General features: G+C 58.8%; 22 protein-coding genes. 13 read left to right on the forward strand and 9 right to left on the reverse strand.

Going from position 1 to position 22572, the window contains the following annotated elements:
• Positions 1-337: 337 nt before the first annotated feature.
• The 3 genes from ccoM to AC0ZWN_RS18355 all read right to left on the reverse strand — a co-directional run bounded on the left by ccoM (position 338) and on the right by AC0ZWN_RS18355 (position 1216).
• Positions 338-451, reverse strand: coding sequence for a cytochrome c oxidase subunit CcoM (gene ccoM, locus AC0ZWN_RS18345; RefSeq protein ID WP_003222396.1), 114 nt, complete (start codon positions 449-451; stop codon positions 338-340).
• A gap of 145 nt (positions 452-596) precedes the next feature.
• A complete protein-coding gene (locus AC0ZWN_RS18350) occupies positions 597-758 on the reverse strand; it encodes a hypothetical protein (RefSeq protein WP_007918490.1) in 162 nt (53 codons plus the stop codon).
• 116 nt (positions 759-874) lie between these two features.
• Positions 875-1216, reverse strand: a complete 342-nt coding sequence (locus AC0ZWN_RS18355; RefSeq protein WP_003222394.1) for a hypothetical protein — start codon at positions 1214-1216, stop codon at positions 875-877.
• A 252-nt stretch (positions 1217-1468) separates the two neighbouring features.
• On the opposite strand from AC0ZWN_RS18355, the gene rapA reads away from it, so the two are divergent.
• Complete coding sequence (gene rapA / locus AC0ZWN_RS18360) at positions 1469-4315, forward strand: RNA polymerase-associated protein RapA (protein ID WP_476336001.1); 2847 nt, start codon at positions 1469-1471, stop codon at positions 4313-4315.
• A gap of 181 nt (positions 4316-4496) precedes the next feature.
• On the opposite strand, the gene AC0ZWN_RS18365 is transcribed toward rapA, so the two are convergent.
• Entirely contained in the window at positions 4497-5846 is a 1350-nt protein-coding gene (locus AC0ZWN_RS18365; RefSeq protein WP_476336003.1) for a spinster family MFS transporter, read from the reverse strand.
• Positions 5847-6147: 301 nt separating this feature from the next.
• Between AC0ZWN_RS18365 and AC0ZWN_RS18370 the strand changes: the two genes are divergently transcribed.
• Both AC0ZWN_RS18370 and AC0ZWN_RS18375 read left to right on the forward strand, forming a co-directional pair.
• A complete protein-coding gene (locus tag AC0ZWN_RS18370; RefSeq protein ID WP_034155003.1) occupies positions 6148-6516 on the forward strand; it encodes a YkgJ family cysteine cluster protein in 369 nt (122 codons plus the stop codon).
• A gap of 149 nt (positions 6517-6665) precedes the next feature.
• Complete coding sequence (locus AC0ZWN_RS18375; protein WP_476336005.1) at positions 6666-8948, forward strand: putative bifunctional diguanylate cyclase/phosphodiesterase; 2283 nt, start codon at positions 6666-6668, stop codon at positions 8946-8948.
• On the opposite strand, the gene AC0ZWN_RS18380 is transcribed toward AC0ZWN_RS18375, so the two are convergent.
• A complete protein-coding gene (locus AC0ZWN_RS18380; RefSeq protein WP_476336006.1) occupies positions 8839-9735 on the reverse strand; it encodes an NAD(P)-dependent oxidoreductase in 897 nt (298 codons plus the stop codon). The genes AC0ZWN_RS18375 and AC0ZWN_RS18380 overlap by 110 nt on opposite strands.
• A 194-nt stretch (positions 9736-9929) precedes the next feature.
• Here AC0ZWN_RS18380 and AC0ZWN_RS18385 point away from each other — a divergent pair, with 194 nt between their 5' ends.
• Positions 9930-12128, forward strand: coding sequence for a hypothetical protein (locus tag AC0ZWN_RS18385; protein WP_095049146.1), 2199 nt, complete (start codon positions 9930-9932; stop codon positions 12126-12128).
• A gap of 279 nt (positions 12129-12407) precedes the next feature.
• Here AC0ZWN_RS18385 and AC0ZWN_RS18390 read toward each other — a convergent pair whose 3' ends face one another.
• A complete protein-coding gene (locus AC0ZWN_RS18390) occupies positions 12408-12728 on the reverse strand; it encodes a DUF2288 domain-containing protein (protein WP_186623706.1) in 321 nt (106 codons plus the stop codon).
• 352 nt (positions 12729-13080) lie between these two features.
• Here AC0ZWN_RS18390 and AC0ZWN_RS18395 point away from each other — a divergent pair, with 352 nt between their 5' ends.
• From AC0ZWN_RS18395 to AC0ZWN_RS18415, 5 genes are all read left to right on the forward strand, one after another.
• The gene (locus AC0ZWN_RS18395) at positions 13081-14208 is read left to right on the forward strand and encodes a branched-chain amino acid ABC transporter substrate-binding protein (protein ID WP_093438696.1); all 1128 of its coding nucleotides are present in this window, start codon (positions 13081-13083) and stop codon (positions 14206-14208) included.
• A 231-nt stretch (positions 14209-14439) separates the two neighbouring features.
• Positions 14440-15363, forward strand: coding sequence for a high-affinity branched-chain amino acid ABC transporter permease LivH (gene livH / locus AC0ZWN_RS18400; protein ID WP_007918526.1), 924 nt, complete (start codon positions 14440-14442; stop codon positions 15361-15363).
• Positions 15360-16616, forward strand: coding sequence for a high-affinity branched-chain amino acid ABC transporter permease LivM (locus tag AC0ZWN_RS18405; protein WP_093438700.1), 1257 nt, complete (start codon positions 15360-15362; stop codon positions 16614-16616). Before livH ends, AC0ZWN_RS18405 begins: the two co-directional genes overlap by 4 nt.
• Positions 16613-17380, forward strand: a complete 768-nt coding sequence (livG, locus tag AC0ZWN_RS18410; protein WP_041478028.1) for a high-affinity branched-chain amino acid ABC transporter ATP-binding protein LivG — start codon at positions 16613-16615, stop codon at positions 17378-17380. Before AC0ZWN_RS18405 ends, livG begins: the two co-directional genes overlap by 4 nt.
• A complete protein-coding gene (locus AC0ZWN_RS18415) occupies positions 17381-18082 on the forward strand; it encodes an ABC transporter ATP-binding protein (protein ID WP_008082262.1) in 702 nt (233 codons plus the stop codon).
• 115 nt (positions 18083-18197) lie between these two features.
• On the opposite strand, the gene acpP is transcribed toward AC0ZWN_RS18415, so the two are convergent.
• Both acpP and AC0ZWN_RS18425 read right to left on the reverse strand, forming a co-directional pair.
• Complete coding sequence (gene acpP, locus AC0ZWN_RS18420; RefSeq protein ID WP_476336010.1) at positions 18198-18431, reverse strand: acyl carrier protein; 234 nt, start codon at positions 18429-18431, stop codon at positions 18198-18200.
• A gap of 53 nt (positions 18432-18484) precedes the next feature.
• Positions 18485-18736, reverse strand: a complete 252-nt coding sequence (locus AC0ZWN_RS18425; protein WP_476336011.1) for a hypothetical protein — start codon at positions 18734-18736, stop codon at positions 18485-18487.
• 266 nt (positions 18737-19002) lie between these two features.
• Here AC0ZWN_RS18425 and AC0ZWN_RS18430 point away from each other — a divergent pair, with 266 nt between their 5' ends.
• The 4 genes from AC0ZWN_RS18430 to AC0ZWN_RS18445 are packed head-to-tail and all read left to right on the forward strand — an operon-like array spanning position 19003 to position 21446.
• Positions 19003-19305: a BufA1 family periplasmic bufferin-type metallophore gene (locus tag AC0ZWN_RS18430; protein ID WP_034154994.1), complete on the forward strand. Its 303-nt coding sequence runs from the start codon at positions 19003-19005 to the stop codon at positions 19303-19305.
• 25 nt (positions 19306-19330) lie between these two features.
• On the forward strand, positions 19331-20218 hold the full coding sequence (gene bufB / locus AC0ZWN_RS18435; RefSeq protein WP_093438708.1) for an MNIO family bufferin maturase: 888 nt from the start codon (positions 19331-19333) through the stop codon (positions 20216-20218).
• Entirely contained in the window at positions 20215-20973 is a 759-nt protein-coding gene (locus tag AC0ZWN_RS18440; RefSeq protein ID WP_116254516.1) for an HvfC/BufC N-terminal domain-containing protein, read from the forward strand. Before bufB ends, AC0ZWN_RS18440 begins: the two co-directional genes overlap by 4 nt.
• Complete coding sequence (locus tag AC0ZWN_RS18445; protein WP_099758192.1) at positions 20970-21446, forward strand: DoxX family protein; 477 nt, start codon at positions 20970-20972, stop codon at positions 21444-21446. The genes AC0ZWN_RS18440 and AC0ZWN_RS18445 overlap by 4 nt, the downstream gene beginning before the upstream one ends.
• A gap of 111 nt (positions 21447-21557) precedes the next feature.
• On the opposite strand, the gene AC0ZWN_RS18450 is transcribed toward AC0ZWN_RS18445, so the two are convergent.
• Complete coding sequence (locus AC0ZWN_RS18450) at positions 21558-22472, reverse strand: LysR family transcriptional regulator (RefSeq protein ID WP_476336014.1); 915 nt, start codon at positions 22470-22472, stop codon at positions 21558-21560.
• Between the last annotated feature and the right edge of the window lie 100 nt (positions 22473-22572).

Consider the following 22572-nt stretch of genomic DNA (forward strand, 5'->3'; position numbering starts at 1 on the left):
GGAGCGCAGCGACCGTTTGGCGCAGCCAAACACAGCGAGAGGAGGTGCAGCGAAGCAAACCGTAGACGCTGCGCCCGGATCGATCCCGCAGCGAAGGAACCCCGAGCCCCAGCGAGCGGGCCGCACGTAGGAGCAAGCGTTTTTTGCTTACTTTTTTAGGCGCTTGTAAAAAAGTGAGTCGCCGTAAGGGCGAAACCGCCAGCCGCAGCCCCCGAAGCAACGGATATACACCCAAAAACCCAAAGAACATGGTCGGCCCAAAGGCCGCGAAGACACAAAAAAAAGGGGCAACCGAAGTCGCCCCAAAATGCCTTGCGTGCTCATCAATCCAGAAGAATCACTTCTTGCGCTTATTCGCATCCTTCCAGATAAAAAATCCAAACCCTGCAAAAAACAGAACCATCAGCCCTACAGTCAGGACCCCGGCAAACACCACGTTATCGAAAAACATGACTGGCCTCCTGGCCCCTGCTCTGCTGCGATGGGACTAAGTTACCAAACACACAGGCGCACAAATTGACCGGGATCAATACCAGCAACGAAGGAGGATAAAGGAGGGAAATTAAATGACCTGCATCAACGGATGCAGGGGGAGATCAACGCTTTTTCGGCTTGTTTTTCGACTTTTTCTTGGCTTTTCCCAACGGCATCGCCTGCTCGAACGCCTGGCGCACTTCGTTCAGCCGCTTCTCTTTAATGTCATGCACACGCTTGGCGCGCTCAGTGCTGAGGTCAATCAGTTTGTCGTCTTGGCTCATGGCGTCAGTACATCACTTGAAAGAATCACAACTGCCACATCAGCGGCAGGACTGCGCCAATAATGCAGCCTCAGACGCGCGCTGACCAGCCGGCGCGCCCCACGCGGTACAGCGACTCAAATCTCGATATCGACCCACAAGCCCTGACGCGGCTGATCTTCCATCAGCGGCACCACCGGCACGGTGTTGTCGGCGTTGAGCTCGGTGCCGGGCACGGCGAGGTGTTCTTCCGGGTCTTCGTCGGCTTCGCGACGGCGTCGATCACGCTCCTGCTGACGGCGTTGTTCTTCACGCGCCAGCAGGCGATCCTCTTCCGGATCGCGCTTTTGCAGATCGATTGTGCTTTCGTTGGAGCTTTCCTGCACCGGCACCACCGGAGGAATGTCCGGCCGCTGGCGGATCGGATCCTGCTGGGAAGTGATCGGCACAGCGCTCAGAGGGAGCATCGGTGGCAACATATAAAGGGTCTCCTGTCTGCAGGCTATCGGCTGCGGCAAAGGCGCCTTGAGCCACTGGTCGAAAATCTGTGACGCACTTGGCACGTGCAGGAGCTGCCGAAGGCTGCGATATTCATCTGACAGCTCAAACCTCAAGGGTTCTCAAAGATCAAAAGATCGCAGCCTACGGCAGCGCCTACGCCAGTAATCTTTGGCCCTGAAGCCTGCATTCCGTTAAGATAGCCCGCTTTTTCAAGGTGGGAGTCAGGCAGCATGGCGCAGCAGTATCAACCGGGGCAACGCTGGATCAGTGACAGCGAAGCAGAGCTTGGTTTAGGCACCGTTCTGGCACAGGACGGCCGCTTGTTGACCGTGCTTTACCCGGCCACTGGCGAAACCCGCCAGTACGCGCTACGGAATGCGCCCCTGACCCGCGTGCGGTTCTCGCCGGGTGACAGCATCACCCACTTCGAAGGCTGGAAAATGACCGTGCAGCAAGTCGACGACGTTGACGGGCTGATGGTCTATCACGGTCTCAACGGGCAGAACGAAGCCGTCACCCTGCCGGAAACCCAGCTGTCGAACTTCATTCAGTTCCGTCTGGCCAGCGACCGTCTGTTCGCCGGCCAGATCGATCCGCTGGCGTGGTTCTCGCTGCGTTACAACACCCTCGAACACACCAGCCGCCAACTGCAATCGTCGCTCTGGGGCCTGGGTGGCGTTCGCGCTCAGCCGATCGCGCACCAATTGCACATTGCTCGCGAAGTCGCGGACCGTATCGCGCCGCGCGTATTGCTGGCGGACGAAGTGGGTCTGGGTAAAACCATCGAAGCCGGTCTGGTGATCCATCGCCAACTGCTCTCGGGCCGCGCCAACCGCGTGCTGATCCTCGTCCCGGAAAACCTCCAGCACCAGTGGCTGGTTGAAATGCGCCGCCGCTTCAACCTGCAAGTTGCGCTGTTCGACGAAGAGCGTTTCATCGAAAGCGATGCCGCCAACCCGTTCGAAGACACGCAACTGGCGCTGGTTGCGCTGGAATGGCTGGTCGACGACGAGAAGGCCCAGGACGCACTGTTCGCGGCCGGTTGGGATTTGCTGGTGGTCGACGAAGCGCACCACCTGGTCTGGCACGAAGAGAAAGCCAGCGCGGAATATTCGCTGGTCGAGCAACTCGCCGAAGTCATTCCGGGCGTGCTGCTGCTCACCGCCACCCCGGAACAACTCGGCCAGGACAGCCACTTCGCCCGTCTGCGCCTGCTCGACCCGAACCGTTTCCATGACCTGGCTGCCTTCCGCGCCGAGAGCGAGAACTATCGCCCGGTGGCCGAAGCCGTGCAGGAACTGCTCGACAAGGGCCGTCTCTCGGCCAAAGCGCACAAAACCATTCAGGGTTTCCTCGGCAACGAAGGCGAAGCCTTGCTGACCGCGGTCAACGATGGCGACACCGAAGCCAGCGCGCGCCTCGTGCGTGAACTGCTCGATCGCCACGGCACCGGCCGCGTGCTGTTCCGTAATACCCGCGCCGCCGTGCAGGGTTTCCCGGAGCGCAAACTGCACCCGTACCCGCTGCCATGCCCGGACGAATACCTCGAACTGCCGCTGGGCGAACACGCCGAGCTGTACCCGGAAGTCAGCTTCCAGGCCCAGCCGGACGCCAGCGAAGAAGAGCGTTGGTGGAAATTCGACCCGCGCGTCGAATGGCTGATCGATCAGTTGAAAATGCTCAAGCGCACCAAAGTGCTGGTGATCTGCGCCCACGCCGAAACCGCGATGGATCTGGAAGACGCCTTGCGCGTGCGTTCCGGCATCCCGGCCACGGTGTTCCACGAAGGCATGAACATCCTTGAGCGTGACCGCGCCGCCGCCTACTTCGCCGACGAAGAGTTTGGCGCGCAAGTGCTGATCTGCTCGGAAATCGGCAGTGAAGGTCGTAACTTCCAGTTCGCGCACCACCTGGTGCTGTTCGATCTGCCGTCGCACCCGGATTTGCTTGAGCAGCGTATCGGTCGTCTCGACCGGATCGGCCAGAAACACATCATCGAACTGCACGTGCCGTACCTGGAAACCAGCCCGCAAGAGCGCCTGTTCCAGTGGTACCACGAAGCGCTCAACGCGTTCCTCAACACCTGCCCGACTGGCAACGCCTTGCAGCACCAGTTCGGCCCGCGCCTGCTGCCGCTGCTCGAAGAAGCCGACGACAGCGAGTGGCAAGCCCTGATCGACGAAGCGCGCACCGAGCGCGAGCGTCTCGAAGCCGAGCTGCACACCGGCCGCGACCGTCTGTTGGAGCTGAACTCCGGCGGTGCCGGCGAAGGTGAAGCGCTGGTCGAGGCGATCCTTGAGCAAGACGATCAGTTTGCCCTGCCGATCTACATGGAAACCCTGTTCGACGCGTTCGGCATCGACAGCGAAGACCATTCGGAAAACGCCCTGATCCTCAAGCCGAGCGAAAAAATGCTCGACGCCAGTTTCCCGCTGGGCGACGACGAAGGCGTGACCATCACCTACGACCGCAACCAGGCGCTGTCGCGCGAAGACATGCAGTTCATCACTTGGGAACACCCGATGGTGCAGGGCGGCATGGATCTGGTGCTGTCCGGTTCGATGGGCAACACCGCTGTCGCACTGATCAAGAACAAAGCCCTGAAGCCGGGCACCGTGTTGCTGGAATTGCTGTATGTCAGCGAAGTGGTCGCGCCGCGTTCGCTGCAACTGGGCCGTTACCTGCCGCCGGCCGCCCTGCGCTGCCTGCTCGACGCCAACGGCAACGACCTGTCGCCACGGGTATCGTTCGAAACACTGAACGATCAGTTGGAAAGCGTGCCGCGTGCCAGCGCCAACAAGTTCATCCAGGCCCAGCGCGATCAACTGACGCCACGGATCAACGCCGGTGAAGACAAGATCGCGCCGCGTCACGCCGAGCGCGTGGCCGAGGCCCGCCGCCGTCTGGCCGCCGACACCGACGAAGAACTGGCGCGCCTGACCGCGTTGCAAGCGGTCAACCCGACCGTACGTGACAGCGAACTGGATGCGCTGCGCACGCAACGTGAGCAGGGTCTGGCGATGCTGGATAAAGCGGCGTTGCGCCTGGAAGCGATTCGGGTGTTGGTGGCGGGTTAATCGCCCCTCGCGCTATCGCTGAAAACAAGAAGGCCCGCAGTGATGCGGGCCTTTTTTGTTTGCCGTAGATCGTTCCCACGCTCTGCGTGGGAATTCCTCAGGGGACGCTCCGCGTTCCAGCTCCGGAAAGGGACGCAGAGCGTCCCGGGCTGCGTTCCCACGCAGAGCGTGGGAACGATCATCATGCCGTCGCCGCTGCAACTTCTGGCTCAACCACCGCCACCAACCCCGCCTTCATCCGCTGTGCATCGCGCACAAAACACCGCGCCGCCAAAAACAGAAACACCATGGTCAAGAACAGCGCCACCGGAATCAGGTACATCGCATCATGCAGCCCGACTGCCTTGAACGCTTCGGTCATCTGCTCCGCCCCCGCCGCCAGCATCGCCGTGTGCGCAAAATGATCCGACAAGCCCCCCACTACCACCGGCCCCAGACCACCGCCCAGCAGGTACAACCCGGCAAAGAACAACGCCATCGCCGTCGCTCGCAGGCGCGGTTCGACCACGTCCTGAATCGCCGTATAAACGCAGGTGTAGAAGTTGTAGGCGAACAGCCAGCCGACACTGAACACCGCCACGAACACACCGATCTCGATACGCCCGGCGTGCAGCGCCCACGCCGTGCACAGCGTTGAAATGATCAGGCTGAGCGCGGCAAACAACAGTCTCCCGTTGGCCACACGCTGGTGAATTTTGTCGGCAATCCAGCCGCCCAGGGTCAAGCCGACCAGCCCGGTCACGCCAACGATAACTCCGGTGGCCACCGCCGCTTCCTGCAACGGCATGAGGAAATAGCGTTGCAGCATCGGCACCAAAAACGAGTTACAGGCATACGTCGCAAAGTTGAAGCACAACCCGGCCATCACCAGCCAGAGAAAAGTCGGCACCGCCAGAATCCGCCGGATCGGCTTGTCGACCTTTTCTTGCGAAACCTGCACGGTTTCCGCCGCCCCGCGCTTCGGCTCTTTAATGAAGAACATGAAAATCGCCAGGATCAACCCTGGTACTGCGGCAATAAAGAACGGCGCACGCCAGCTGTCGAACGCCTTGACCATCGCCCCGATGGTGAAAAACGCCAGCAACAGCCCTAACGGCAAACCGAGCATGAAAATGCCCATCGCCCGCGCCCGACGATGAGCCGGAAACAAATCACCGATCAGCGAGTTGGCCGCCGGCGCATAACTGGCTTCACCGATGCCGATGCCCATGCGCACGATCAGGAAGCTCCAGAAACTGCCGACCAAGCCGTTGACTGCCGTCAGCGCACTCCACGTTGCCAGGCCCCAGCCCATCAGCTTGCTGCGCGAACCGGTATCGGCCATCCGCCCCAGCGGCAGTCCGGCAATCGCGTAAACAATGGTGAATGCGGTTCCGACGATGCCCAGTTGAAAGTCACTGAGGTGCCATTCCATGCGGATCGGCTCGATGATGATCGCCGGAATGGTGCGGTCGAAAAAGTTGAACAGGTTGGCGAGGAACAGCAGGAACAGAATGCGCCAGGCATTCGCCGCTTGGGTCGAGTTCTGCATGGGTCCGTCTCTTTATTGTTATAGGGCTTCACTGCCACCGCATCCGAGCCCGGAACCTGCAATCTAGTCAGCCGCGCAAAGGCTGTCTGTGATCATTCGTCTGCCTGATATCGACCCATGGCACTGTAACGAAACGTAAGCCCTTGATAAGCCTGAAATCCCCCGAAAACCGGGGCTTTTGCAGCAAAACCTTGCCACAAAAAAATAGTTTCCTGCCCCCCTTCCCAAGTCTGCGGCAAAGCCTAGAATGGCCGCCGGATCCGTCCGGATCTCCCGATCAATCCCTTTGATACCCTCGCCCATGTCTGAAGTCAGTCCGTGTCTGAATTGCGGTGCCTGCTGTTCCCATTTTCGCGTGTCTTTCTTTTGGGGTGAGTGCGCATCTTCCGGCGGCACGGTGCCTGATGAGCTGGTCACACAGATCAGTCCCAGTCGGGTGGCGATGAACGGCACCGACTGCAAATCGCCGCGTTGCACGGCGTTGGTCGGTGAAGTCGGCAGCGAGGTGAAGTGCTCGATTTATGAACTGCGCTCCAGCCCCTGCCGCGAATTCGAGTCGTCATGGGAAAATGGCGAGCAGAATGTCGATTGCGATAAGGCCCGCGCGCGTTTCGGCTTGCCGCCCCTGCAACCCGATTGGGCGCAAATCCCTTTCGAGCAGATCGCTTAAGCTTTTAGCGCCAATCGCTATGACGCTAATGCCAAAATCATTAGCGCCAATGTGCCACTACCGCTTGCACGCCGAAATCGGCCTCTATACTCCTGACATTCAACTGCGTTCAACGCGCACTCAGGACGACTTCAGAGACGGGGCATGCTATGGAGTGGCTTGGTTTGCAGTTTGTTGCCGAGCTGCCGGAGAGCGGGCAGATCATCCTCGATTGCAGTCACAACCCTCTCCTGGTGATGGTTGCGTATCTGGTCGCCTGCGCAGCCAGTTTCGCCACCCTGGATATGGCTGAGCGCGTTGTAAATGCCGAAGATCCGGGATCGCGGCGGAGCTGGCGCTGGATCGGCGCGACCTGCCTGGCCGGCGGCATCTGGGCCATGCATTTTATCGGCATGCTGGCTTTCCAGACACCGATCGACATTCAGTACGACCTTGGCATCACCCTTTTCTCGTTGCTGATCGCCCTGCTCGCCTCTTGGCTGGCCATGCAAACCCTGAGCGAAGCGCAGCCGAGTGCGTTGCATTGCTTGAAAACCGCGTTTGTCATCGGCCTGGGCATCGCCGGCATGCATTACGTTGGCATGGCGGCGATGAAGTCGAGCGCCACCGCCTACTATCAGCCAGGACTGTTCGCACTGTCTGTGGCGATCGCCATCGGCGCCAGTTTCGCCGCGCTGTGGGTGGCCCGCTATCTGAGCGAAGGCAGCGGCGTGGCGCATCATTTGCTCAAGTACGGCGCTGCGCTGATTCTCGGTGCCGGCATCATCAGCATGCATTTCACCGGCATGGCTGCGCTGGATCTGGTTCTTCCCGAGGGAGGCCTGACAGCGAGCGGCGGCGATAACGGGCATCTGCAACTGGGCCTGACCGTGGCGCTGATCATCCTGCTGATCCTTGGCAGTGCGATCAGTGCGGCGCTGGCCGACAAGAAACTGCAGAACAAAGAAGAGGACCTGCGCCGCGTCAACGCCCTGCTCAGCCAGCTCGATCAGGCGCGCATGTCGCTGCAACAAGCGGCCAACTACGACGCACTGACCAACCTGATCAACCGTCGCGGTTTCAACCAGATCTTCGCCGAGAAACTCAGCCAGAAAACCAGCGAAGGCGGCATGCTCGCGGTGATGTTTCTCGACATCGACCACTTCAAGCGGATCAACGACAGCCTCGGCCATGACGCCGGTGACGAACTGCTCAAAGTCATCGCCCAGCACATCAAAGGCTCGGTGCGCAGCCATGAGGACGTGGTCGCGCGCTTCGGCGGCGACGAGTTCTGCATCCTCATCAACCTGCGTGACCGCGAAGAAGCCCGCAACATGGCCCAGCGCATCATGCTCAAGATGAAGGAGCCGATCGAACTGGCCGGACGTCGCATGGTGATGACCACCAGCATCGGCATCAGTCTGTTTCCGGAGGATGGCAGCACCTGCGAAGAATTGCTCAAACACGCAGATCTGGCGCTGTATCAATCCAAAGGCGCGGGGCGCAACGGCCTGCATTTTTTCAGTTCCAACCTCAAGACCCGCGCCAGCTTCGAGCTGCAACTGGAAGAAGAATTGCGCCACGCCTTGCGCGAAGAAAACGGCCTGACGCTGTATTACCAACCAATCTTCGAACTGAAGACCGGCCGCGTCACCAAGCTTGAAGCACTGATCCGCTGGCAGCATCCACTGCACGGGTTGCTGACCCCGGATCGCTTTATCTCCATCGCTGAAAATAACGGCCTGATTGCCGAGCTGGATAATTGGGTGCTGCGCCGGGCCTGCAAGGATCTGGGCGAACTCTCGCGGCATGGCTGCGAAGAACTGAAAATTGCCTGGAACTGCTCACCACTCAACCTCGCCCGGGAAGAACTGGCCACGGAAATCGAAAGCGCATTACGCACCGCCGGGGTGGCGCCGGGACGGCTGGAACTGGAAGTCACCGAAAACGCGTTGATGGGCAACATTGCCAACACCCTGGTATTGCTGAGACAGATCCGCGCGCTTGGCGTCTCACTGTCGATCGACGACTTCGGCACCGGTTATTCCTCGCTGGCCTACCTCAAACGCCTGCCGCTCAACACCCTGAAAATCGACCGCTCGTTTATCCTCGACATTCCCACGGCAACCGCCGACATGGAGATCGTCCAGGCGATCATCGTTATGGCGCACACCCTGCATTTGCAGGTGGTGACCGAAGGCGTGGAAAGTCTGGAGCAGTACGAATTCCTTGAACGCTCGGGCTGCGATTTCATCCAGGGTTACCTGCTCAGTCGCCCCGTGCCGCTGGACGAGTTGCGCCCGGTGCTGGAAGAAATCAATCAGCGCAAGCATTCACACACGGTCAATCCGCTGATTCTGGCGCGCGGTACATTTGCACCAGTGTCGCTGGATCCTGCGCCAAATAGCCTTGCGCCCCATGCAGGCGCATCAGTTGTGCGGCCAATCCGCTGATCGGCGTCGCCGAACCCTGTTCGCGGGAGAATTTGACGGCGGTGTCGAGATCCTTGAGCAATGTTCGCACGTGCCATTTGATCGGTTCGAAACGGCTGTCAGCCATTTGCGGGGCGAGGATCTGCAGCGGTTTCGAATCGGCAAAACCGCCGGCCAGCGCTTCAGCGATCAGGCTCGCGTCGACTCCAGCCTGTTCGGCAAGTGCCACCACTTCAGCGATGACCAAAGCATTGCAGGCAACGATCATCTGGTTACAGGCCTTGGTCACCTGCCCTGCGCCAATTCCGCCCATGTGCGTGACGCGCTGACCGAGATTGAGCAACACCGGGCGCACCCGCTCAAGATCCGCAGCGTCACCACCGACCATGATTGCCAGACTGCCCGCCTCGGCACCGACCACGCCGCCGGACACCGGTGAATCCAGCCAGGCCATGCCGGTTTTCTCCGCCAGTTCTGTGGCCATCTCGCGCGTGGCGGTCGGCTCAAGGCTGGAAAAGTCCACCAGCAACTGGCCGTTTTTCGCGCCTTCGGCGATACCTTCAGCACCAAAAACCACCAGGCGAACCACCGCCGTGTCGGCCAGACACAGCATCACCACGTCGGCGTGTTCGCACAGTTCAGCGGGGCTCGCTACCTGTCGCGCGCCGGCTTCGACCAATGGCGCGCACTTGGCCGGGTTGCGGTTCCACACGGTCAGCGGATAACCCGCCGCCAACAAACGCCGGCACATGGGCAGGCCCATCAGACCGATTCCGGCGAACCCCAACGAAGGTAGCGTTGACATCATTTTGCCTCTTTTCGATTAAAGATCGCCGAATAATGGCCGATTCATCAACGATCAGGAAAGGATTCCCCCCAGCGACAGTCAGGCCAAAAACCTGATGCTCGGGCTCAATTCGCGCACAAAGACGCGAGATCTTATTCCGTGAGGTTCGCAGGCAAAAGCCCGCGAGCCAACCCAGTCCAGGTATATGGCGCACAATGACTTCTAAAAACAATCCCGCCACTGCGGTATCCGATCTGACTTTGAGCCCCGCCGCCAACAGCCCGTCACCGTCGAAGCCATTGCTGCCGTCGCGCCCGCTGTCGACTCAGCAATACCTGTACTTCACCGAAACCAATACCGACCGCATCCTCGACAACCTCGACGGTTTGCGTGATCTGGTGTTCCCGCGCCCGCCGCACCTGGAAGGCGATAACGAACAGCACAACGATCAGGAATTCCCGTCGGTGTGCCTGATCGGCCTCGGTCGCTGCGGCTCCAACATCGCGCTCGATGTCGCGGAGCTGGTGTACAACGCGCGCAAGTTTTACCTCAACGAATTCAACAACGAAGACCGCGCGGCAGATCGGCGTCTGGCCGACAAGGGCTACAGCCCGGCCCAGTGGATCAAGAACAACCTGCGCATCGGCCCGAACAAATCGACCAAACCGGTGTTCCTGGTCGAACCGCTGGTGATGCTCGGCGACCTCGACAAGGACATCGCCGGGCGCATCCGTTTCTCACGCAAGGGCGAGAAAAGCGGCTTCCTGCGCGACTACAGCAAAATGAAGATCATGGACTTGTCCGAAGTCCACGCCGGTGGCGCCGGTAACGCGCCGATCCTCGGCCAGTATCTGGCGAAGATCATCCTCAACAAGGACACCCAGCGCTTCTCCAGCCCTGACTGGAAAATGATCCATTCGTACCTGATCGACAGCTGCGGCATCAAGGCCAACCAGTCGCGCCTGTATTTCTCGATCTTCAGTGCCGGCGGCGGCACCGGTTCCGGCATGGCCTCGGAATTCGGTCTTGCCCAACAGCACTCGTACATGAACAAGACGTTCGACACCAAGCCGATGGATGAGCATGACGGCAAGAGCGGGCATTCGTTCGTGTTCGAACCGATCTTCACCAGCGGCATCTGCGTGCTGCCGAACATCTCCGATCACCGCAGCGAAATGTCCGAGGCGCTGCACATCAACGCCGGTCGCCTGCTGTGCAAATACCTTTCGGAAGAATGGGATTTCTCCTACAACTTCGCCAATGAAGACAGCAGCGAAGCCAGCGTCATGGGCCGTATCCGCCCTTGGAACGCGATGATGCTGATCTCCAACGACATCATGCGTTACGCCGAAGAAAGCGATGACGGCAACATCCAGAACATTGATGTCAATGCGATGGAGAAGCACGCCAACCAGTACATCTCGCAGCAGATCTTCAACATTCTGACAGCGCAGGCCGTCACCACGGACTACGACCAGAACTACTTCCGCCGCGCCGGCATCGACATCGGCGAAACCATTCGCCTCGACGCCAACGACCTGTTCATGAGTCTGGCCGGCCCGGTGGCAATTGCCTACGCCGAATCGGTGGTGCCGGAAACCCCGCCGCCGAGCAGCGACAAGTTCAAAGTGTTCGACAAAGAGCCGCAGCGCCTGAACATTGACGATCTGTTCTTCCGCTCGATCGACCTGCCGCACTTCAACAAAGTCACCCAGGCGATTGAAGGCATCAGCCTGTTGCCGATCGAGTCCAAGCGTTATCGCGCTTCGCTGGAGCAGTACAAGAATTCCGGCTACGACGCTGCCGCGCTGCACGACCTGCACTTCTTCAAGAACTGCTCGTCGGTGGTCTCGATTGTCTCGTTGCCGAAAGACTACAAGCTGTCGTACATGGACCTGAACCGGTTGAAGACCCACCTCAACAGCCTGTTCCCCAATACCACGCTCAAGCGTTACGCGCTGGTGATCGGCGCCTCGGCCAACCTCTCGCTGACCACGTTGATCGCCAAGAGCCCGTGCCTGTCGGATGACTTCCTGACCTTGATCGTGGCGTTCATCAAGCGCTGCTTCGCGAAGAACCCGTACCGTTTCGACGAGACCCTGGACAACTCGATCCTCGATTTCATCATCAACGAAGAGTTCGACGAAGACCGCATCGACGACCTGCTCAACGAATTCGAGAACCCGGCGAAGATCCTCGACACTAACTGGTATGCAATAAAACCGATGTACGAGAAGAAGTACCGCGAGTTGATCAACGACAAAGAGAAGTTTGTCTCGATCAACGACATTCGTTTGTCGCGTGATTGCGTGAAGAAGTCGATCAAGTACCTGCGCGAGATTTACCGTCACCGGATTGGCAAGACCAAGGTTATTTCCCTCAATAACCATACCGGCAAGTCGTTCTCGGTCTGATCTGAGAACGAGTCGCCCCATTCGCGAGCAGGCTCGCTCCCACAGGGGAATACATTCCAAATGTGGGAGCGAGCCTGCTCGCGAAGAGGCCGGCACATTCACTGAAGATTCTGTCTTTCCAATATCCAGAAACAATTAAGCAGCCGTTAGGCTGCTTACTAAACTGTTCCCGTTACGTTTACGTCACCGTGAGGCCACCCGCGCTTGTGGTGTTTCTCTACGGCAACGTGCCATCACGCTACTCCGCTACACACTTTTCGCTGATGGCTGGCCGCACTATCACGGTGCGACGTCAGCAGCGACTGCCCTTTCCTGGATCATAATCCACGGCGAAACCACCACCGCCCACAACGACGGATCACGCTCGAAAAGATCCAGCGCCCGCGTTTCAGAGAGCTTGGCGACCTTGTCTTCGGCCAGCCAGGCAGCCACTTTCTCGCCATCATCCGACGCCACGGCCTCGGCAGCGGCGATCAAATCCAGCGCAGGGTCGACCCACAATAGGGCACCCTTGGCGAAGAACGGCTCCAACTCTTTCCAAGTAATAGATGCGGTTTCACCAAGCAGCTTGGCATAGAGGGTGCTAGGTTCTTGATTCATGGGTGCTGTCCGGAAAAGAAATCGACGCGAATAATAACGTCGGTGGTCCGTCAGCAAAACCCGGTTGCAAATGGCTGCACCGAACGAAAAGAGCAGGAACGCCAGGGAATGCTGCTGATTGGGATATATGCCCACGAACGCCCCGCCGCAATTCTGTCTTTTTCATTCAAAAATGCGACACCCCGAAGTTTTGCCCCTCGGCGCCCGCTTCCCAGGCTGACAACCGGCGCTCTACACTGTACCGGTACAGTTGCCGGGGGCATTTCCGGAGGGTATCGCAAAGATATCTGACCCGGTTCTGCTGCTACGGCGCCAGAACTCAAAAAAATTACAACAGTAAGAGTGGAGCACTATGACTAAGGCTACTAAGCAGATTTCCAAACTGTTTGCCGCTATGGTTCTGGCCGGGGTTGCCAGCCATTCGTTCGCAGCTGACACCATCAAAATCGGTATCGCCGGTCCTAAAACCGGTCCTGTAGCCCAGTACGGCGACATGCAGTTCAGTGGCGCGAAAATGGCCATCGAGCAAATCAACGCCAAGGGCGGCGTCGACGGCAAGAAGCTCGAAGCCGTTGAATACGACGATGCCTGCGATCCGAAACAAGCGGTAGCGGTCGCGAACAAGGTCGTCAACGACGGCGTCAAGTTCGTGGTTGGTCACCTTTGCTCCAGCTCCACTCAACCGGCTTCGGACATCTACGAAGACGAAGGCGTGATCATGATCACCCCGGCTGCTACCAGCCCGGACATTACCGCCCGTGGTTACAAAATGATCTTCCGCACCATCGGTCTCGACAGCGCCCAGGGCCCTGCCGCCGGTAACTACATTGCCGATCACGTCAAACCGAAAATCGTTGGCGTGCTGCACGACAAACAGCAGTACGGTGAAGGCATCGCCACCGCCGTGAAATCGACCCTCGAGAAGAAAGGCACCAAGGTTGCCGTGTTCGAAGGCGTCAACGCCGGCGACAAAGACTTCTCGGCGATCATCGCCAAACTCAAACAAGCCAACGTCGACTTCGTTTACTACGGCGGCTACCACCCGGAGCTGGGTCTGATTCTGCGTCAAGCCCAGGAAAAAGGCCTGAAAGCCAAGTTCATGGGTCCGGAAGGCGTGGGTAACGACTCGATCACTCAGATCGCCAAAGACGCGGCCGAAGGCCTGCTGGTGACCCTGCCGAAATCCTTCGACCAGGATCCAGCCAACATTGCCCTGGCCGATGCTTTCAAGGCGAAGAAAGAAGACCCGAGCGGCCCGTTCGTGTTCCCTTCCTACTCGGCGGTTGAAGTGATTGCCGAAGGCATCAAGGCAGCCAAGTCCGAAGACGCGGCGAAAGTGGCTGAAGCCATTCACGCCGGCACCTTCAAGACGCCTACTGGCGACCTGAGCTTCGACGCCAAGGGCGACTTGAAAGACTTCAAATTCGTGGTCTACGAGTGGCACAACGGCAAGCCGAAAACCGAAGTGTCGCCTCAGTAAGGCGCTGCCTGACTGACTGCCAATAAAGCCCACGGCGTGCCGTGGGCTTTGTTTTACGAATGTATTGGGCCGCGCTGGCGTGATCCGCCAGTCTCCCCACCTGAAAATCTCAAAACCGTCATCAGCGGTTCGCTGGCAAAACCCGGATTCGAAGTGGATAAAGATCCACGGGGCCGGGCGGGAAAATGACTCCACCAGTGAAATGCGTATCAGGTTTTTAGGAGCGCTGTAATGCCTGACATCTATCACTTCTTCCAACAGCTGGTTAACGGCCTGAACGTTGGCAGCATGTATGCCCTGATCGCCATCGGCTACACGATGGTTTACGGCATCATTGGAATGATCAACTTCGCCCACGGCGAGGTGTACATGATCGGTTCCTACGTGGCGTTCATCGCCATCGCCGGGCTGACCATGATGGGACTCGACAGTGTCCCGCTGTTGATGACCGCAGCGTTTATCGCCAGCATCGTCGTCACCAGTTCCTACGGTTACAGCATCGAACGCATTGCCTACCGCCCGTTGCGCGGCAGCAACCGTCTGATCCCGCTGATTTCCGCAATCGGTATGTCGATCTTCCTGCAGAACACCGTTCTGCTGGCGCAAGACTCCAAGGACAAAGCTATCCCCAACCTGATTCCGGGCAACATTGCCTTCGGCCCAGGTGGCGCACAAGAAGTGCTGATTTCCTACATGCAGATCGTGGTGTTCGTGGTGACCCTGATCGCCATGCTCGGCCTGACCCTGTTCATCTCCCGCTCTCGCCTGGGTCGCGCCTGCCGCGCCTGCGCCGAAGACATCAAGATGGCCAACCTGCTCGGCATCAACACCAACAACATCATTGCCCTGACCTTCGTCATCGGTGCCGCGCTGGCGGCCGTTGCGGCTGTGCTGCTGAGCATGCAGTACGGCGTAATCAACCCGAACGCCGGTTTCCTCGTCGGCCTCAAAGCCTTCACCGCAGCGGTACTGGGCGGTATCGGCAGCATCCCCGGCGCCATGCTCGGCGGGCTGGTGCTTGGGGTGGCGGAAGCCTTTGGTGCCGATATCTTCGGCGACCAGTACAAGGACGTCGTGGCTTTCGGCTTGTTGGTTCTGGTGCTGTTGTTCCGTCCGACCGGCATTCTGGGCCGTCCGGAGGTTGAGAAAGTATGACTAGGAATCTTAAACAGGCGCTGTTCAGCGCTTTGCTGGTGTGGGCCGTGGCCTACCCGGTACTCGGTCTGAAACTGACCATCGTCGGCATCAACCTGGAAGTGCACAACACCAGCCCGGCCGTGCTGGCGACCATCGCCATCTGCTCGGTACTGATGTTCCTGCGCGTGCTGTTCAATCAGCAGATCAGCAAGGCCTGGCGATCCTCGCCGGGCTTGCCGCTGATTCCGGCCAAGGCCAGCAACTTCCTGACTCTGCCGACCACCCAGCGCTATTTCATCATTGCGCTGATTCTGGTGGCGCTGGTGTGGCCGTTCTTCGGCTCGCGTGGCGCGGTGGACATCGCGACGCTGATCCTGATCTACGTGATGCTCGGCCTCGGCCTGAACATCGTCGTCGGTCTGGCCGGTCTGCTTGACCTCGGTTACGTCGGCTTCTACGCCGTCGGCGCCTACAGCTACGCGCTGTTGTCGCACTACTACGGCCTGAGCTTCTGGATCTGCCTGCCGATTGCCGGCCTGATGGCGGCGACGTTCGGTTTCCTGCTGGGCTTCCCGGTGTTGCGTTTGCGCGGTGACTATCTGGCGATCGTAACCCTCGGCTTCGGCGAGATCATCCGTCTGTTCCTGCGTAACCTGACCGACATCACTGGCGGTCCGAACGGCATCAGCAACATCGAGAAACCGACGTTCTTCGGTCTGACCTTCGAACGCAAAGCTGCGGAAGGCATGCAAACCTTCCACGAGTATTTCGGCCTGCAATACAACTCGATCAACAAGGTGATCTTCCTCTACCTCGTTGCCCTGTTGCTGGCGCTGGCGGCGCTGTTCGTCATCAACCGCCTGCTGCGCATGCCGATCGGCCGTGCATGGGAAGCGCTGCGTGAAGACGAAATCGCTTGCCGTGCGCTGGGGCTGAATCCGACGATCATCAAGCTGTCCGCCTTCACCCTCGGCGCTGCGTTCGCCGGTTTCGCCGGTAGCTTCTTCGCTGCACGTCAGGGTCTGGTGACGCCGGAGTCGTTCACCTTCATCGAGTCGGCGATCATCCTCGCCATCGTCGTGCTGGGTGGCATGGGCTCGCAACTGGGCGTGATTCTCGCGGCCGTGGTGATGATCCTGTTGCCGGAAATGATGCGTGAGTTCAGCGAGTACCGGATGTTGATGTTCGGCGCCCTGATGGTGTTGATGATGATCTGGCGTCCACAAGGTCTGCTGCCGATGCAACGCCCACACATGGAGTTGCGAAAATGAGCCGCGAGATTCTTAAAGTCGAAAACCTGAGCATGCGCTTCGGCGGCTTGCTGGCGGTCAACGGTGTGGCCCTGACCGTCAAAGAGAAACAGGTGGTTGCATTGATCGGGCCGAACGGCGCGGGCAAGACCACTGTGTTCAACTGCCTGACCGGTTTCTATCAGCCCACCGGCGGCAGCATCCTGCTGGACGGCGAGCCGATCCAAGGCCTGCCGGGCCACAAGATCGCCCTCAAAGGCGTGGTGCGCACCTTCCAGAACGTGCGCTTGTTCAAGGACATGACGGCGGTCGAAAACCTGTTGATCGCCCAGCACCGTCACCTGAACACCAACTTCCTGGCCGGTCTGTTCAAGACCCCGGCGTTCCGCAAAAGCGAGCGCGAGGCCATGGAATTTGCCGAGTACTGGCTGGAAAAGGTCAACCTCAAAGAGTTCGCCAACCGTACCGCCGGCACCCTGGCCTACGGTCAGCAACGGCGTCTGGAAATCGCTCGCTGCATGATGACCCGTCCACGGATCCTCATGCTCGACGAACCGGCGGCCGGTCTGAACCCGAAGGAAACCGAAGACCTCAAGGCGCTGATCGGCGTGCTGCGTGAAGAGCACAACGTCACCGTGCTGTTGATCGAACACGACATGAAACTGGTCATGAGCATTTCCGACCACATCGTCGTGATCAACCAGGGCACGCCTCTGGCCGACGGCACACCGGAACAGATCCGCGACAATCCTGAAGTGATCAAAGCCTACCTGGGGGAAGCGTAAATGCTGCAGTTCGAAAACGTTTCCACCTTCTACGGCAAGATCCAGGCCCTGCACAGCGTCAACGTCGAAGTCCGTCAGGGCGAGATCGTGACCCTGATCGGCGCCAACGGTGCCGGCAAGTCCACGCTGCTGATGACGCTCTGCGGTTCGCCGCAAGCGCATAGCGGCAGCATCCGCTACATGGGTGAGGAACTGGTCGGCCAGGACTCGTCGCAGATCATGCGCAAGAGCATCGCGGTGGTGCCGGAAGGTCGTCGGGTATTCGCCCGTCTGACCGTTGAAGAAAACCTCTCCATGGGCGGCTTCTTCACCGACAAGGGCGACTATCAGGAACAAATGGACAAGGTCCTCGGCCTGTTCCCGCGCCTGAAAGAACGCTTCAACCAGCGCGGCGGCACCATGTCCGGCGGCGAACAGCAAATGCTCGCCATCGGCCGTGCGCTGATGAGCAAGCCAAAACTGCTGCTGCTTGACGAGCCGTCGCTGGGCCTGGCACCGATCATCATCCAGCAGATTTTCGACATCATCGAAATGCTGCGCAAGGATGGTGTGACGGTGTTCCTGGTCGAGCAGAACGCCAACCAGGCGCTGAAAATCGCTGACCGCGCCTACGTTCTGGAGAACGGCCGTGTGGTCATGCAAGGCACCGGTGAAGCGCTGCTGACCGACCCGAAAGTACGCGAGGCGTATCTCGGCGGTTGATGTGTTTCAGCCAACAAAAAACGGCCTTCGGGCCGTTTTTTTGTACTTGGGATTCCCCTGTTGGGAGCGGCCCTCGGCAGCTTCGGGGCAGAGTAGGTTGCCTGTGTGGGAATGATCACACAAGTTTGTGAACACTCACATAATTGATCACGTCCTGCACCGTTATAAAGTTCTCGAATGCATTTTCCGGGATATCCATACCAAACTCCTCCTCAATCGCCATCACCAACTCAACCTTCTTCAGGTCGTCAATCCCGAGATCGCCGATAAAGCTGCTTTCGTTTTTGATCTCTTTTTCATCGACTCCCAACTGTATGACTATCTTTTTCAAACGCTCTAAATCGTCCATTTCCAACACCTCTCTGTTCAATTGAGTGTTCCAGCCGCGAGGGAATGCCCGCATTAGGGGATGACTCTTGAGCCCAGCGTCTGATTCGCAGAAATAACGCCCGTCGCCTGCAGCAAATCACTCACCGCGTGCAAGACACCAAAGTCTTCAAGAGTGGCTTTTTTATTCAGAATGCGACGCAGGCAAAAATAGATCTGCAGTTCACCAAATGCAGCGCCGTCATTAACAACCTTTTCATCCAGGATGATATTGGCCTTCTCGTCGATCCTGGCTTGCACGAGCTTTTTCAATTCGGACAAATTCATGGTCTTTCTCCCTGATGTGTACCGCCACAAGCCCAATATACTCAGTCGGAAAACCCTGCCAACTGTCAGAAATGACAGTTTTTAATAACCGTTTACGATAACTATTATTCAATTCCTTGGGTTACCTCTGCTTCCACCGGCGATGTGCGGGTGTTCTTTTGAAAAAGATTTGAGCGTTGCTGTAACGCATCGCAGTGAGCGTTCTCTAGTGGGGTAAGCAAGCACAAACCGCTTGTAAAAACCCTGAACAAGACTGGAGAAACATCATGACTGCTACCACTCGCACCCTGTCCGCCACTGCCCTGGTTCTGGCCCTCGGTTCTGCCCTGAGCATCGCCGCCGTCTCCACCGCCCACGCCGCCGACGACATGGAAAAATGCTTCGGCGTCGCCATGAAAGGTCATAACGATTGCGCCGCGGGTGCAGGCACCACTTGCGCCGGCACGTCGAAAATGGACTACCAGGCCAACGCCTGGAAACTGGTTCCGAAAGGCACCTGCGCCACCACCGAGAGCAAGACCTCGCCGACCGGTTTCGGTCAGATGGAAGCGTTCAAAGCCAAGTCCTGATCCGCGAACTGCCTGAGTGACGATCATGCTCACCCTCAATGACCATGCCCAACCCCGCACTCAGGCAGCCCTCACCGGGCTCCCGCCCCGTGCCGGGCTGGGACTCAAGACCGGGCACTTTCGTGAAGTGCTCGGCTCATCACCGGACATCGGCTTCTTCGAAGTCCACGCTGAAAACTACATGGTGGCCGGCGGTCCGTTTCATCATTTTCTCGGTTTGATCCGCGAGCAGTATCCGCTGTCGCTGCACGGTGTCGGCTTGTCCATCGGTGCTGAAGGGCCGCTGGATGAACAGCACCTCAAGCGCCTCGCCGAACTGATTCGGCGCTATCAACCGCAATCCTTTTCCGAACATCTGGCCTGGTCGAGCCACGGCCCGGTGTTTCTCAATGATCTGCTGCCACTGGCCTATGACAAGCCGACGCTGAACCGCGTCTGCGAGCATATCGATCAGGTGCAGAACACCCTGCAACGACCCATGCTGCTGGAGAATCCGGCAACCTATCTGGCGTTCGAGCGCTCGACGATCGATGAGGCAGACTTCATCGCAGAGGTCATCCGCCGCAGTGGCTGTGGCCTGTTGCTCGACGTCAACAATGTCTACGTTTCCTGCGTGAACCATCAGCGTGATCCGTTGGCGTATCTCGATACCCTGCCCCTGCACAGGGTTGGCGAGATTCATCTGGCCGGGTTTGCCGAAGATAGCGACAGCCTCGGCGATCGTTTGCTGATCGATGATCACGGCGCGCCGATCGATCAAGCCGTCTGGAATTTGTACCGGCAAGTACTGCAGCGCACCGGCCCGGTGGCGACATTGATCGAACGCGACAATCAAGTGCCGGCGTTCGCAGTGCTGCTGGTCGAGGCGCAACAGGCTGATGCGCTTTTGCGCGAGGCCGGAGGCCGCACATGAGCACTCAACGCGCTTTCGCGGCTGCGCTCATTGACACGCGGCTGCCCTGCCCCGAAGGTCTGTGCAGTGCCAACGGCGCTGATCCGGCGAGCCGTTTCGCGGTGTATCGCAACAACGTGCAGGGCTCGCTGAGCAATGCGTTGGGCGACAGCTATCCGGTGGTTGCGCAATTGGTGGGCGAAGAATTCTTCCGAGCCATGGCGGCCGTTTTCGTACAACAGCAACCGCCGCAAAGTCGGTTGATGAGCTGCTACGGCGAACAATTTGCGGACTTCATTGCAGCGTTTGAACCCGCCGGCAGCGTGCCTTATCTGGCCGACGTGGCGCGCCTTGAGCACCTGCGCACCCTCGCCTATCACGCCGCCGACGCCCTGCCCGTCCGGCCAGAAGAAATCACGGCAGCCCTGACTGATGCGCAAACGCTGAGTGAGCTGCGCCTCGACCTTCATCCCTCCCTGCACCTCCTCGACTCAACCTATGCCGTGGTGGCGATCTGGGGCGCACATCAACACGACGCGACACTGGAGGGCATCGACATCAACCAAAGGCAACACGCGCTGGTATTGCGCAATGGCCTGGACGTCGAAGTGTTTGCCCTCGATCCCGGCGCCAGTACGTTTATCCGCAACCTGATCGATGGCCAGCCACTGCTGAAAGCGGCGGAAAACAGCCCTGAGTTCGACCTCGCGCAAACCCTTGGCTTGCTGATCGCGCACAACGCCATTACCCACTTGAATAACAAGGAACTGCCATGAAAACGCTCATCACCCGCGCCATTGCGCTGCTGGAAAAAATCCCCCACAGCCTGATCGCGTTCATTGCGCGTTTCTCGATTGCCGCGGTGTTCTGGAAATCAGGACAGACCAAGGTTGAAGGTTTGGCCATTGACTTGATTGACGGCACTTTTCAACTCGGCTGGCCACGTCTGGCCGACTCGACGATTCCGTTGTTCAAGAGCGAATACCACGTGCCGTTATTGTCGCCAGAGATTGCCGCGCACATGGCCGCGTTCGCCGAGCACTTTTTTCCGCTGCTGATTCTGATCGGCTTCGCTACGCGTTTTTCGGCGTTGGCCCTGTTGGGGATGACCCTGACCATTCAACTGTTTGTGTATCCCGATGCCTATCCGACCCACGGCACCTGGGCGGCGGTGTTGCTGTACCTGATGGCGACGGGGCCGGGCAAGTTGTCGATTGATCATCTGATCGCCCGCCATTTCGCAAAATAAACTAAATCCTTGTGGGAGCGAGCCTGCTCGCGAATGCGTTAGTTCAGTCAACACATGAAGTGTCTGTGAAACCGCTTTCGCGAGCAGGCTCGCTCCCACAGGAGAATGAAGTCAGCGCTGAAGGCGATCCAGCGCCTCGCCACTGCGCTTGAACCAGCCGATCAGATAGTCAGCGAGTACTTGCGTGCGCTTCGGCAATCCACCCTGATACGGATGCACCAGGTACATCGGCATGCGCCGGGTCTGAAAATCGCGCAGGAGCCAGCGCAATCGACCGTCAGCCAATTCCGCTTGCAGCAAGTAGGAAGGCAGTCGCGCGATACCGGCGCCGCTAAGCGCGGCTTTCTTCAGCAAGTTGTAATGGTTGCTGGCAAACGGTCCCGACACCCGCACCCGCAGCAATTCGTGTTGCTGGTGATAAAGCCATTCCTCACGCCCGCTGTAGTGGCTGTTGAGTAAGCACCGATGCTCGGCCAGTGCCTGCGGCGTCAACGGTTCACCGAAGCGTTCGAGGTAAGCCGGGCTCGCGCAGGTCATTTCCTGCCATGCCAGTAACGGTTTGGCGACCAGTCGCTCGTCGTTGGCCACTTCGCTGCGGATTGCCAGATCAAAGCCATCCCGAGACAGATCGCGGTAGCTGTTATTCAACTCCAGCTCGATCTGCACCCCGGGGTATGTGTGCGAGAACTCCAACAACAGACCATCGAAGAAGGTTTCGCCCAGCGACACCGGCACCGTCATGCGCACCGGTCCGGCCATATCGTCCTTCAACCGCGCCAAGGCCTGACGCGCCCTTTCCACCTGGACGACCAACGCTTGGGCCTGCGGCAACAATGCTGCGCCGGCGGCGGTCAGGCTCAAGCGCCGGGTGGTGCGTTGCAGCAGCACCACGGAAAACTGTGCTTCGAGCTGACTGATGCGTTTGGACAACTGCCCCTTGCTGCAGCCCAACTGCTGCGCCGCCAGGGTAAAACTGCCCGCTTCGATCAACACTGCGAACGCCGCCAGATCATCCATTTCGCTCATGGATTGTTTCCATTTGAAAACCAAAGGTTGCCTATTAGCGCGCTTATCCACAGAAAAAACCACTCTAGACTGAAACCTCGTTCAATCACTTGAGGTACGG

Source organism: Pseudomonas sp. 3B-A001-10F (assembly GCF_056313565.1).

Bases quoted from the DNA above. Each gene is read 5' to 3' on its own strand.
- AC0ZWN_RS18415 (WP_008082262.1), top strand. From the start codon at position 17,381: ATGCTGCAGTTCGAAAACGTTTCCACCTTCTACGGCAAGATCCAGGCC.
- livG (WP_041478028.1), top strand. From the start codon at position 16,613: ATGAGCCGCGAGATTCTTAAAGTCGAAAACCTGAGCATGCGCTTCGGC.
- bufB (WP_093438708.1), top strand. From the start codon at position 19,331: ATGCTCACCCTCAATGACCATGCCCAACCCCGCACTCAGGCAGCCCTC.
- livH (WP_007918526.1), top strand. From the start codon at position 14,440: ATGCCTGACATCTATCACTTCTTCCAACAGCTGGTTAACGGCCTGAAC.
- acpP (WP_476336010.1), bottom strand. From the start codon at position 18,431: ATGGACGATTTAGAGCGTTTGAAAAAGATAGTCATACAGTTGGGAGTC.
- AC0ZWN_RS18425 (WP_476336011.1), bottom strand. From the start codon at position 18,736: ATGAATTTGTCCGAATTGAAAAAGCTCGTGCAAGCCAGGATCGACGAG.
- AC0ZWN_RS18450 (WP_476336014.1), bottom strand. From the start codon at position 22,472: ATGAGCGAAATGGATGATCTGGCGGCGTTCGCAGTGTTGATCGAAGCG.
- AC0ZWN_RS18395 (WP_093438696.1), top strand. From the start codon at position 13,081: ATGACTAAGGCTACTAAGCAGATTTCCAAACTGTTTGCCGCTATGGTT.
- AC0ZWN_RS18440 (WP_116254516.1), top strand. From the start codon at position 20,215: ATGAGCACTCAACGCGCTTTCGCGGCTGCGCTCATTGACACGCGGCTG.
- rapA (WP_476336001.1), top strand. From the start codon at position 1,469: ATGGCGCAGCAGTATCAACCGGGGCAACGCTGGATCAGTGACAGCGAA.
- AC0ZWN_RS18430 (WP_034154994.1), top strand. From the start codon at position 19,003: ATGACTGCTACCACTCGCACCCTGTCCGCCACTGCCCTGGTTCTGGCC.
- AC0ZWN_RS18350 (WP_007918490.1), bottom strand. From the start codon at position 758: ATGAGCCAAGACGACAAACTGATTGACCTCAGCACTGAGCGCGCCAAG.
- AC0ZWN_RS18445 (WP_099758192.1), top strand. From the start codon at position 20,970: ATGAAAACGCTCATCACCCGCGCCATTGCGCTGCTGGAAAAAATCCCC.
- ccoM (WP_003222396.1), bottom strand. From the start codon at position 451: ATGTTTTTCGATAACGTGGTGTTTGCCGGGGTCCTGACTGTAGGGCTG.
- AC0ZWN_RS18370 (WP_034155003.1), top strand. From the start codon at position 6,148: ATGTCTGAAGTCAGTCCGTGTCTGAATTGCGGTGCCTGCTGTTCCCAT.
- AC0ZWN_RS18380 (WP_476336006.1), bottom strand. From the start codon at position 9,735: ATGATGTCAACGCTACCTTCGTTGGGGTTCGCCGGAATCGGTCTGATG.
- AC0ZWN_RS18375 (WP_476336005.1), top strand. From the start codon at position 6,666: ATGGAGTGGCTTGGTTTGCAGTTTGTTGCCGAGCTGCCGGAGAGCGGG.
- AC0ZWN_RS18390 (WP_186623706.1), bottom strand. From the start codon at position 12,728: ATGAATCAAGAACCTAGCACCCTCTATGCCAAGCTGCTTGGTGAAACC.
- AC0ZWN_RS18355 (WP_003222394.1), bottom strand. From the start codon at position 1,216: ATGTTGCCACCGATGCTCCCTCTGAGCGCTGTGCCGATCACTTCCCAG.
- AC0ZWN_RS18365 (WP_476336003.1), bottom strand. From the start codon at position 5,846: ATGCAGAACTCGACCCAAGCGGCGAATGCCTGGCGCATTCTGTTCCTG.
- AC0ZWN_RS18385 (WP_095049146.1), top strand. From the start codon at position 9,930: ATGACTTCTAAAAACAATCCCGCCACTGCGGTATCCGATCTGACTTTG.
- AC0ZWN_RS18405 (WP_093438700.1), top strand. From the start codon at position 15,360: ATGACTAGGAATCTTAAACAGGCGCTGTTCAGCGCTTTGCTGGTGTGG.